The 11943-nt window shown below is 42.0% G+C and carries 10 protein-coding genes and 1 pseudogene; 6 read left to right on the plus strand and 5 right to left on the minus strand.

From position 1 onward, the window contains the following. A pseudogene (locus E7747_RS15955) lies at positions 1-1452 on the plus strand (peptidase domain-containing ABC transporter); the annotation flags it as partial. A 483-nt stretch (positions 1453-1935) separates the two neighbouring features. On the opposite strand, the gene E7747_RS15960 reads toward E7747_RS15955, so the two are convergent. Both E7747_RS15960 and E7747_RS15965 read right to left on the minus strand, forming a co-directional pair. Further along, positions 1936-2247: a helix-turn-helix transcriptional regulator gene (locus E7747_RS15960; protein WP_136417171.1), complete on the minus strand. Its 312-nt coding sequence runs from the start codon at positions 2245-2247 to the stop codon at positions 1936-1938. 50 nt (positions 2248-2297) lie between these two features. Continuing rightward, positions 2298-2849: a hypothetical protein gene (locus E7747_RS15965; protein WP_136417173.1), complete on the minus strand. Its 552-nt coding sequence runs from the start codon at positions 2847-2849 to the stop codon at positions 2298-2300. A 154-nt stretch (positions 2850-3003) separates the two neighbouring features. Between E7747_RS15965 and E7747_RS15970 the strand changes: the two genes are divergently transcribed. Then, positions 3004-3567: a recombinase family protein gene (locus tag E7747_RS15970; protein ID WP_136417175.1), complete on the plus strand. Its 564-nt coding sequence runs from the start codon at positions 3004-3006 to the stop codon at positions 3565-3567. A 118-nt stretch (positions 3568-3685) separates the two neighbouring features. On the opposite strand, the gene mobV is transcribed toward E7747_RS15970, so the two are convergent. From mobV to E7747_RS15985, 3 genes are all read right to left on the minus strand, one after another. Beyond that, a complete protein-coding gene (mobV, locus tag E7747_RS15975; RefSeq protein WP_136417177.1) occupies positions 3686-5386 on the minus strand; it encodes a MobV family relaxase in 1701 nt (566 codons plus the stop codon). Positions 5387-5767: 381 nt separating this feature from the next. Further along, positions 5768-6250, minus strand: coding sequence for a hypothetical protein (locus tag E7747_RS15980; RefSeq protein WP_128708247.1), 483 nt, complete (start codon positions 6248-6250; stop codon positions 5768-5770). Positions 6251-6444: 194 nt separating this feature from the next. Then, positions 6445-8124, minus strand: coding sequence for a hypothetical protein (locus E7747_RS15985; RefSeq protein ID WP_136417179.1), 1680 nt, complete (start codon positions 8122-8124; stop codon positions 6445-6447). Between the two features lie 316 nt (positions 8125-8440). Here E7747_RS15985 and E7747_RS15990 point away from each other — a divergent pair, with 316 nt between their 5' ends. From E7747_RS15990 to E7747_RS16005, 4 genes are all read left to right on the plus strand, one after another. Continuing rightward, entirely contained in the window at positions 8441-9187 is a 747-nt protein-coding gene (locus E7747_RS15990) for a ParA family protein (protein WP_136417181.1), read from the plus strand. A 72-nt stretch (positions 9188-9259) separates the two neighbouring features. Beyond that, positions 9260-9511 carry a plasmid partition protein ParG gene (locus E7747_RS15995; protein WP_136417183.1) on the plus strand — a complete coding sequence of 84 codons (252 nt, stop codon included), beginning with the start codon at positions 9260-9262 and terminating at the stop codon, positions 9509-9511. Further along, positions 9508-11250, plus strand: coding sequence for a tetratricopeptide repeat protein (locus tag E7747_RS16000; RefSeq protein WP_136417185.1), 1743 nt, complete (start codon positions 9508-9510; stop codon positions 11248-11250). Before E7747_RS15995 ends, E7747_RS16000 begins: the two co-directional genes overlap by 4 nt. 134 nt (positions 11251-11384) lie before the next feature. Continuing rightward, on the plus strand, positions 11385-11783 hold the full coding sequence (locus tag E7747_RS16005; RefSeq protein WP_136417187.1) for a DUF421 domain-containing protein: 399 nt from the start codon (positions 11385-11387) through the stop codon (positions 11781-11783). Positions 11784-11943 lie beyond the last annotated feature (160 nt).

Below are 11943 nucleotides of genomic sequence, written 5' to 3' on the forward strand. Positions count from 1 at the left end.
GTAAGCGATTTCTTCATAAAGTTGCTGAAATTACCATGTCGTTCTTTGACACAAAATTAATGGAGATTTGCTACAACGGATTGGAGATCATACCCGTGTACAGAACTTCCTCACTGGTCAGGTGCTTAACATCATTTTCACATTCCTAAGCTTCATAATCTTCGGCATTGTTCTCTTCTTTTATAATCCTCTTATTTTCGGAATTTTCGTCACCGGAAGCGTTTGTTACGGACTATGGATAACCTCTTTTTTGAAAAAGCGCAAGGTCCTCGACTATGAACTGTTTGAACAGCAGGCAAAGAATCAGAACAAGACCTATCAGCTAATCACTTCCATGCAAGAGATAAAATTGCAGGACTGTGAGCGCCGCCGCCGTTGGGAATGGGAGGATACGCAAGCTGACCTCTTCAGTGTACAGATGAAATCGCTTAAACTCCAACAGACACAAGAAGCCGGCTCTATTTTTATCAATGAGGTAAAGAATATAATGATTACAGTGCTTGCGGCCACCGCTGTGATAAATTCTCAGATGACACTCGGAGCCATGCTTGCTGTGCAGTATATCATCGGGCAGCTCAACTCTCCGGTGGAGCAGTTCATGTCGTTCATCTATTCTCTACAGGATGTGAAGATTTCACTTGAACGCATTAATGAAATTCATGAGGGGAGAAATGAAGAATCCGACGGCAATCAGGTATCAAAGTTCGATGACGGAAAATCCATCGACCTTTCCAATGTCGATTTCAAGTATGATCCACACGCTCTCAAAAAGACGCTGACAGATGTGTCATTTGATATACCAGAAGGAAAAGTAACGGCTATTGTCGGGGCTTCCGGAAGTGGGAAAACTACCCTTATTAAGTTAATGCTGGGCTATTATCCGGTCATGTCCGGCTCAATCTCAATAGCAGGAAGAAACATAAACGAGTATAATCTAAAATGGTGGCGCCGGCATTGTGGAGTAGTCATGCAAGACGGTGTCATATTTTCAGAATCCATCGCTCGGAACATAGCAGTGGATGATGGAGATATTGACATAGATCGGCTTGAAAAAGCAGCTAGAATAGCCCATATCCATAATTATATTATGGGGTTACCTCTGAAATATAATACTCAAATCGGACGCGATGGTGTAGGTCTAAGTCAAGGACAAAAACAGCGAATACTCATTGCCCGAGCAGTCTATAAGAACCCGACTTCATATTCCTCGATGAAGCTACAAATGCCCTTGATGCAAAAAATGAGAGAGCTATTGTAGAAAACCTCGATGAATTCTACAAAGGTAGAACTGTTGTCGTTGTGGCTCATCGCCTGTCAACAGTCAAGAATGCAGACCAAATTATAGTCCTCGATAGAGGTAAAGTTGTGGAGTCCGGCAATCATGCCACTCTTATAGAAAAGAAAGGGGCATATTATAATCTCGTTAAAAATCAACTTGAATTAGGAAATTGATATGGAGGCAGACAAAACTACACATGACAAGATTGAGCTCCGCTCCGAAAAAGTCCGACAACTCATAGGAGAGATTCCTCCCTCATTAGTCCGATGGGGCATAGCAATCATAACCATTGTTTTCATTGCCCTAATTGCGGCTGTATGTCTATTGCCATACCCATATTCCAACGGTGAATCCATCCTCCGGCATTTCATCGGATAAAGGAACATATCTAAATCGACCGTTTTTGAGACTTTTCAGCAAACTATCTTCAGATGTAACTATTCATGCCAAACATCGTCTCATAAGCCATCTCAAAATCTACAATCCAAAATAGATCATCTTTACCGAGTTTTGAAATGGATAGGCATTTTATCATGGTGATACATACCTTACCCAAAAAGACATTTAGCTATAAGTGGATAAAAAATCCACTTATAGCTAAATGTCTTTGATACTGTTTCAAAAAGAATATAAGAAGAACTCTTTAGGTTTTCATATTATAATGATACCACCGCAGGAACCGGGATAGATTGGAACTCCATATCCAAGGCATCCTCAATCTTACAAATTGTCTCCAAGGATAAATTCTCTTTTCCTTTAAGAATCTTGGAAACATATTGAGGGGTACATCCCATTCTTTGGGCAAGTTCTTTCTGATTGACTCCCAAAAAATCCATACGGTCAAGCATTTCCATAGCTATTTTCTGGGAACGTCGAAGCCATCGGCTGTTTTCAAGCCGATAAATAGCATTTTCCCTCCATCTTGATGGAGTTGGAGATGCAAAATCTTCCAATCTTTTTCTTTCCATAATATATAGCTTTTATCTTTGTTCTATCTTTATAACACTTTGACAAGCATTTATATCGAGTCCAACTCTATATAATCATCAAAGCTGATGGAATCATACACACTTTCAGCCATCAAGAAATTCCTAACTCTTTCGAGCTTGCGCAACTCTGCCGCAGTATGTTCTCTTTCTTCCATCTTATGTGTCAACTTTATAGCACCTCCTGTTATAAGGAACTTACCGTCATCAAGTTTTATAGCATAAAGTCTCAACCACGACACATGTCTTGATGATGACCTTGGACGAGTCTTCTCTTTATTAAGGACATTCATTCCGGTACTCAGGTTATCCAATGGTCGAAATACTCTATTCAAATCATCAACATCCAACATCAAGATTGTTCTTTGTAGAACTTCATTGTCATCTAATGTATCTTGTATTGCCTCATTGATGTTCTCAATAGCAAAGTACTGTTTCAGATCAGAGGAATGTTCCTGAAAAAATGTCCTCAGCCATATGACATCACTCCACTGGTCGAACAATGTCTCAAGGATATTGTCCGAGTCTCCATCATATCGCACAGCATACAGGTTGCCGTCTTCCGTTATTTTGTCAAATGTCATTTCTCTAATTTTTATTTCCGCAAAGATAGTAAAAGTTTTTTACCTAATCAACTTATAAGTTGATTTTAGTGTATATCCCATCTTTTAACCTGATTAGGCGGTCTATCTAATCGAATATTTTTATATCTTTATACTAAGCAAGACTACATTAGATATGATAATAGGCTACGCAAGAGTATCGACCACCGGGCAGAACCTCGATGGGCAAACAGATCTGCTCACCCAATCCGGATGTGAGCGGATATACAGTGAGAAGATATCCGGAGTTAAAAAGGAGCGTCCGCAACTTGACAGAATGATGGACTCACTCCGTTCCGGAGACACTGTGATAATAACGGAACTTACCCGGCTGGGGCGTTCCGTCAAGGAATTGCTCTCAATCATCGAGAGAATACATGAAGCCGGAGCGTCGATAAAATCACTGAGAGAGACATGGCTCGACACCACCACACCACAGGGTAATCTGTTGCTCACAATCTTTGCCGGACTCTCACAGTTTGAGAGAGACCTCACACGGCAGCGCACAAGGCAGGGACTTGAAGCTGCGAGGGCAAGAGGTCGTAAGGGAGGCAGACCAAAGTCTGATGAAAGCAAAGTATCTACCGCTCTGAAGATGTACGACTCAAAGCTGCACTCGATAGATGAGATAACCAAGGCAACCGGAATCAGCCGGGCAACCCTTTACAGAGCCATCGACAAACGCAAGAAAACAACATGATTCAGCTTGCTGTCCGGCATCGGCTCCAATCATGAAAGCGCATCTGTCCTTAACTGGTGTGTATTAGGCTACGCACCTACGGTTTATACGGCGAGCCGACTGTAAGAACGCATTATCCCTACATTCGCCTTCCCCTGCTTTTCTTCGGAGGTTCCTGAGTCTGTCCGGTTTCCGGCTTTTGTGTATGCTGCTTCCTTTTTTCTTCCTCCTGACGCTGCTTTATTCCAAGTGCAGCCTTCACCTTTGCCCAGATATCCCGGAAGAAATCGGAGATACGCTTACCGCACATGGAGATGAACGAGTCTTCTCCATGACCTTCAATCCTCACGGAGATATTATCGGCATATTCCTCCGGAATCCTCTTTCCTGTCGCCGGATCCATAAACGGATATTTCTTCCATGTCAAGGTCTGACCCGAAAGAATGGCATCCTGATAATCCGGATCTTTAATCTCAATAGACACAAGTTCCCTTATCAACCGGGCTTCAAGAGGATGTCTGCGTTCAAGTGCGGTCTGTGTACCAGACACGGTCTCCTTCAACTGTTGCAGTTCCCGTTCCGCCTTCTCTCTTCCGGCTTTCTCATGCCGAGTGGCAGCGGCTTCTCTCTCCAGTGCGGTGGCGTTGCCGGACACGAGCAACTTCAGCTCCGCATTCTCCTTTGCAAGCCTCTCCACCTCTTTCTTGGCAAGGAAACTTATCGAGGCGTTGTTTATCCTATCCAATGCCTCCTTCTCAACCTTGGCAACCTCTTTTTCCCTGCTGTCCGCCGCCTGAAGAAGACGGTCAGCGGACTCGATGCGATCCTCGGCATATTCTCCGGCTTCAGTGTAAGTGTCGAGCCTGTCCTGCGCCTTCACTATCAACGGAAGAAGGTTGTCGAGCTGCTGCTGTTGCCGGGCTATCTCATTTTTCTTTTCAGTGAGTTCACTCCTGGTCTCTTTCAGTTCCTTTTCCTGCTCCCGGATCTGACTGTCCTTTTTAAGAATCTCCCTGTTCTTCTCCTTCACCAGATCCTCCTGTCCGGCAAGTTCCTTGAGCAATTCGTCCAGCCGCCCGCGTTGCAGCTCGTATTGCTCCTTATAATACTGGGCAAGATCCTTGTGCCTGGCAGGACTTCCTTCCTCACCTCTCTCCAGTCCGAAAGGCGCCATCGCAACAGCATACTCTGTCTGCCGCCTTTTCAGATCCCATTGGGTCATGACATCATCGGCACACAGCCGCAAGGTCTCCACTGTCGCCTTTTTCTTGTAGCGGCGTTTCTTCTTCGGGACTTCCTCTCCATTCTTCTCCGCTTTCTCCTTATCCTTGGCGGCTCTCTTTTTTGTAGTCCTCTGCTTCTTGCTCTCTCCGGACACAACAGGAACAAGAGACACATGAAGGTGCGGAGTCTCCTCGTCCATGTGCAGAACCGCACTCACGATGTTTTCCTTGCCATGTTCTTTCTGCGCCCACTTGATTGACTCCCGGCACCATTCCATAAGCCTGCCCTGCTCGATGATCTCAGCCATACCCTCTACCGATGCGCTCATGCGGATCTCGATGCAGCATATCTGACCTTTCCGGATCTTGCGCTCGTATTCATTGCCGTCGGCATCCTTCTGATGACGGACAGCATCAAGCCTTTTCTCGATGGCTGCGCTGCGGCCAATCTCCCGGGCTTCCTTTATAAACTCCTTGTTATGTCTGGTAAGGTCTCTGCGCTTGATGTTGTACGGCACATGCTCCGTTCCGTCCGCCTTCTTCCTCTCGATATGGGTGGAGTAGGACACCGGTGGACCGTAGCATTTCTCATAATGGCAGACTGTATAGTGGCTCATATATTTTCAGTGGAAGGTGGACGGAAACGGCCGGGAAGGGATGCAAGGGGAACGGCGGCCGCAGAGCTGTTCCCTTTGCCGGAGAGTGCAGAGAGAGGGTCACTCTCTGCCCGGGGGTGACGGGGGCTGGAAGCCCTTGTCCGAGGGTCCGGGAAGGGTCATCCCGGCGGTGGGGTTCAAAGGGGAGAGGACACTCCCCTTGTGGGGGTTGTAGGGGGCGAAGCCACATGCCTTAATAGGGTTAAATATAGCATCCCAACGGAGTGGATGCGGTGGCTTCGCCAATATTTTGCCCTATTAAGCTATGGCAAATTTTTCAAATTTGCTCTCGTGCAAGCGATGGAACCGCCTGAAACAACTGACCTCCGGAGGATACCTGTGCTATTCCTCGACCTTGCCGTATCCCATTTTGACACGGTTACTCACAAGCAAATACCCACTGAAAAAGCGGTCGAGTATGTTGTTGATTGTAGATGTGATCGTAGCGTGTGGGACACCACTTCCGGCGTTCATATCCTTGATCATCTTCACGAACTTCGGGGCGATTGGAACCTGCGGGAACTTCATCGAGGAAGATCGGTACACCATAGGGGAGATATATCCCTCTATGAAATCAGCTTCTGTTGTTTCCAAAACAGTTCCGCGCTTTGACAGCACGAACAGAGCCTCTGCCTCACTTGCCAACTTCGGGCCTTCAGGGGGTGAAAGCAGGCTCAAATTCAATGTGTTTTCCATAGCATATATAGTTCTCTCGGAGAATATGCCATCCTTGTTCATCTCTATCTCAATGACCTTTCTTGGATCTTTCTCAAAAGATTTTCTGACTGCTAAAAGATCAACCTTTTCTTCTTCTGTTTCATCCATTGATAAAGCATTTGTTATTTGTTTTGAAAATTCATATTTCTGAAAATTATTTTACCTGAAAATTCTGGCGTAAATATTTTCCTTACAAATAACATTCATACTATGGTTATGGTTCTTGAAGGTAACTATGAAACGGACTCGCAAGCCAAGCAATAAAACAATATATTGTTTTATTTATTTAATGTTTTATTGTTTTAGTGGTTTAGTAATTCCTGCACGACAGAATCCCACCACCGGGTAACAGTAGGTCTGGAGAGTCCTGTTTCCCGGGCACACAAAGATTTATTCTTGCTGTCCGGATTTTTAGTACGCCACTCCTTAACAAGTCTAGCATGAGAACTGCTATCGATAGTGGCTTTTTTCCTCCCACTACCGTCTCTCCAGTTTCCATCAGGATAAGAGATATTATCCCTGACAAAATTCATGAGTTTAATATGTTTCTCACGTCCTCTATTATTGCGCTTATTTCGCTCTATCCTTATACCTGTGGTCGTTTCAATAACTCTAATCGGCCACTTGTTATATTCCTCGTCATACGCTCTCATGGCATCTTTAACATCATCTTCCGTGAAGGGATTATCCACTGTCTCAGTCTTACGGTCAAAAGCCGGAACCAAGGAAATAGCATCCGCAAGGACTTCATCACGGGAAACACCACATTTGACAGCATAAACTACCAATGTAAGAATGCACCAGTACCGATGATGCACTTCCACCTGCTGACCGTCTTTAAGGATATTCAACCACCAATCATATAATCCACGATTGAGTTGCCACTTCTTGCCTACCCTGCGGCGTCCTATAACACGTGAAGCATACCATTCCGGCCATCGTTCCTGCGCCTCTTTCAGCGTCACACGGGACGGATTATGCGGAGTTTTGTCTGTCAACTGTCCGATTTCTTCATCAGACAATCCGAAAGCACGCCCTAAAAAACTGTTCAATTCCTCCGGCGTGTGCATGGGCGCGGAACGGTTCCAAAATGCCCGGATAGGTTTGCCGAACTTTGTCTTGGTTCCCGGCACACGGAATCCCTGCACTACACTCTGAACCTGCGCTCTCTCCGCACCAAGTTTTGACACGAGCCACACAATCTTGGTCAAACCTCGTTTCATCTTATTCAACGCATCAAGGCGAGTAGCGAACATTTCGATTGGACGCTTCAACAGGTAATACACATGAATCCCATGCCCTGAATTGACTATGATATTGGCAACCGGATAAACCCCTGTTGTCATACCTCGCAACAACATCCTCACCTCATGCATACTCACACCGTCAAGATCTATAGCAAAGGCATAAAGAAACCGAGCGTTCCTATAAGAGTTGGTACGTCCCACATAAGTCACCGGAGACAATATCGCAAAGTCGCGCCCATTTAGGAAACTCAGACTCTCACCATCATCCTTCAACAACAACCTATGTCTGTTCTTCTTTCCATCCTTGTAGAAGACCACAGGATTATATCTCCACATACGATAACCACTATAGTCTATCTTCTCTGACTGTACATCATCTGAATTGGAGGACTCTGACCTCAAAGCTTTGTTCCGGATCTTCTGCTTCAACCACAACTGGTATTCATAACTCTGTACTTCCTCAAAAGGAATAATCCCCTCACCCTGTTCAAAGGCTTTCCTCTCAAACAACAACTCGACAAACTCATCAGGATAAAGCTCTGACAATTCATAATGCTCCCCACACTGAAGATAATCGGATTTACGCTCAAACTCCTGCTCCAACACATCCACAGAAATACGGTTCAGCCGACCATGATAATCCGACCAAGCCTGAAGAAACTCCCGGTACTCATCCGCAGGAAGAGTATCGAAATCAAAATTATTCAAGTCAACCTTACTAAAATCTATACTCATAATCTAAAATTTTGAACAGAGGGGCACTCGTTCCTCGTGCCCCAGTGTGGGGGGGCGTATATTATCAATGAAATTTCTTTTACACTTTTGCAAAGATACTACATTCCTCGGATTAATCCAAATTTCACCACTAATTAAATAATTACCACTATCACTAATTATATTATTCAATAATTAGCGACAGCTGCTGTTTCCCATATGATTAGAATAGTCTTAGTAGAAAACACTAAAATGGTAAAACACTATTTCAGTAATTCAATAATTATTATTATCTTTGCAGTGTCAAATTAAGACATAATCCTTAACCCCATCATTAATGAAAGCCAAAATTATAGCAATAGCCAATCATAAGGGCGGAGTCGGTAAAACCGCCTCTGTCGCATCCATCGGAGCAGTATTGGCATCAAGAGGGAAGAAAGTGTTGATGGTTGACTTGGATACCCAAGCCAATCTTACCCGGCATTTCATGGAGAACATTCCCCCACGAATTATCTACCACGCAATTCGTGAGCAGCTCAATCTTCCCATCTATCCAATCCGTGAAAATCTCGATATTGTACCAAGTGGTCTTGATATGGCGGGAATTGATTTGGAATTACAGATGATGTTTAACCGAGAAAGAGTACTAAAGGTACTTCTCGATCCATTCAGTACCATTTACGACTATGTTCTTCTAGACTGCCCTCCGGCTCTCGGATTAGTTACAATCAACGCACTTACTGCCGCCAATAAATTAATAGTGCCTATGAAGGCCGATCTCATGTCAAACTACGGTTTGTCAATGATGGATCAATTTTGCGTAAAAATGCAGGTACTGAATCCCGGCATACATATTGACTATATCTTCTTCAATATCTATGAAAAAGGACAGACCATGACAGAAGCTATTGAAACAGATGTCAGATCTAAGTACGGAGATCGGGTTCTTTCCACGGTTATCCGCAAAAATAATGATGTTTCCAAAGCGGCCTTCGATTTTACTGACATTGTCAGTTTCAACCCCGAAGCGAATGGAGCAAAAGATTTCCAAGCATTAGTGACCGAACTTGAGAGCAAGCTCTAATTACTAAATAAATATTTAGCAAAATCAATATTTCATTAATTATTGAAATCACTAAATCAATAATCATTTATCATGGCTAAAAATAAAATTTTAACAGTGCCTCAAAACGGGACTCAACCGGCAACTATCCCATCGCCTATCGACAACATGCTCGCTGGAACAACCTCAGTAGAGACAGTAACAAAAACATCAAACAAGAGACCAACATCATTCAATATCGATCAAGAATTACAATCTCGCTTCAAAGCCGTCTGTGCTACAAGAGGCAAATCCATGTCCAGTGTAATCGAGGACTTTATCCTCGGATATATTTCAGAACAATGATCCTACGCACATTACTATTATTAATTCTCTCACTAACCTTTACCTGCTGCTCCAACAAGCCTTCAGATCTCCGACTTTCAAGAGTAGAAGGCTTATTGTCTGAATCTCCCAAAGAAGCGTGGGATTCGTTGAGTGCTATTAATTATGATCTTTTATCTGACGCTGATAAACATTACTACGATTTCCTTTCAGTGAAAGTAGCAGATAAAGCGTATCTTACACATTCCTCCGATAGCCTCATTCTGAAAGTCATTGATTTTGAATTTAAACATCAGAAAAATGGACGCTATCCAGAAGCATTGTATTATGGCGGAAGAGTTTATAGTGATTTAGGTGATTATCCTACCTCTTTACACTATTTTCAGGATGCTCTTAAATCTTTGCCATCAAATTCTGGCAATCAAGAATTAAGATGTAATATATTAAGTCAAACAGGTAGGCTTCTAACAGCTCTATCGCTTTATGATGAAGCAATACCCTATATTCATGAGGCATTAGAAATAAATCGGCATCTTCAAGATACAACTAATATTATATACGGGTTACAATTATTGGGTGGTACGTATCTTAGGAACTCAAATTATGATCTAGCTGAAAAATATTTTAAAGAGTCTATAGGTTTTAGTGTTCATCAACCTTCGTATCATATGGCTAAATCAAGGATGTATCTTGCTGCCGTAAAACACAAGCAGGGAGAACTTGATTCTGCTTTAAGCTATATTCGTAATACATCTGAAGAAGTAAAACCTATGGTACGCAATAGTGTTCTCGGCTATGCTTCTAATATATATTTAGACGCTGGAATTCTCGACACAGCGTATATTTATGCAAAAGATCTAATCTCAAATAACGATCCAACGCACAAAGAAATTGGATATCAAGTACTACTATCTCCAGAACTACGAAAATATATAGAGATAGACACTTTAAATCAATATATTTCCGAATATAGAACCATTTTAGAGAGCTTCTATGACGAGAACAATATGCAACTATCTATTAACCAACAGAGTCTCTACAACTATCAGTTACATGAAAACCAAAAAGCCAAAGCAGAAAGACTTTCTAATATACTAAAGAATTGGATAGTCGGTTTTATATTCTTAGCTATACTTCTAGTCCTTATATCTCTTTATTTTAAAAATAAAAGTAAGAACAATATCATTGAATTACAACAAGCTTTAGCTAACATTGAAAAACTAAAGCTTGAATTAGTAACAAGTCAATTAAAACAATCATCTGATATAGGCCAAACAATTATTAACCAAACAGAAGAAATAGCTCCCGTTATTACACATAATTCACCTAAGAGTACAGAGCAAGAACTTAGGGAATGCCTAAAAAAAGAACTTTTAACTTTATATGAAAGTGCTAGTGCTCAGTCATCAATCTCCCCTATAATTTTACAATCTATTGCCTACCAAAAAATCCAAGAATACATTCAAGAGGGAAAAACTATAAAAGAGAGTGATGTTCTTTGGAGTGAAATCGAACAAATTGTCTTATCTAGTTCTCCTAAATTTAAGATAAATCTCAATCTACTTACATTAGGGAATTTAACTACAATAGACCTTCATACAGCTCTTCTTATAAAATGTGGAATCAAACCATCAAAGATGACAACATTACTTGGTAGAAGTAATGGTGCTATTGTTTCGAGAAGAGAAACTCTCTGTATGAAGATCCTTGATGAGAAAAAAGGAGCAAAAGTTATTGATGCGATAATACGCTCATTATAAACATATTACCCCCCCCCATTGATGATAACGGGAAGATAACGGATGAATTTCCGTCATTTTTCCGTTATCATTTTTCGTCCTTAGCCAACATTTTATAGCTAATTTTGGAAAAACACTTTAGATATTCAAACTTCATGAAAACCATTTATTACATCCAAATGCTAATAATGACTCTTGTAATGTCATCGTTTCCCTTATCCCTTGCAGCCAACAGCTCAAGTGTTTCTTATACTGTTACATTACAACAGCAGCAGAAACCGACGAAAGATCACAATCAACAACTAGATAAGGATGGTCAAAGAATGCCTGCTCGTCCTGTCGTTGTCTATATTAGTACAACTGAAGGAGTATATAGCTCCTACTTTGACATTGAAGATGTAATATCTTACTCAATACTTGACAGCAATGGTCAGCTCTCATTCTCAACCTATGATGTTTCTGATTTTATCAACTATTTAGTATCATGCAATGGTGTTATAGGGATTCAATTAGAATTGGTTGAATATAATCTCGAGGGCTGGCTTCAATTATAGAAATATAACGTTCACCAGAGAAATTAGATGTACAGTACATTATAGTTAACCCAATTATTAATCTAAACCTCAAAAAGATGAAAAGAACATCCCTCCTAGCATTAGACATGCTGCAAAAGGAAGAACTTGCATCCCTTAAAGGTGGCGCCGCCAGCACCAA

Source organism: Duncaniella dubosii (assembly GCF_004803915.1).
Taxonomy (GTDB): Bacteria; Bacteroidota; Bacteroidia; order Bacteroidales; family Muribaculaceae; genus Duncaniella; species Duncaniella dubosii.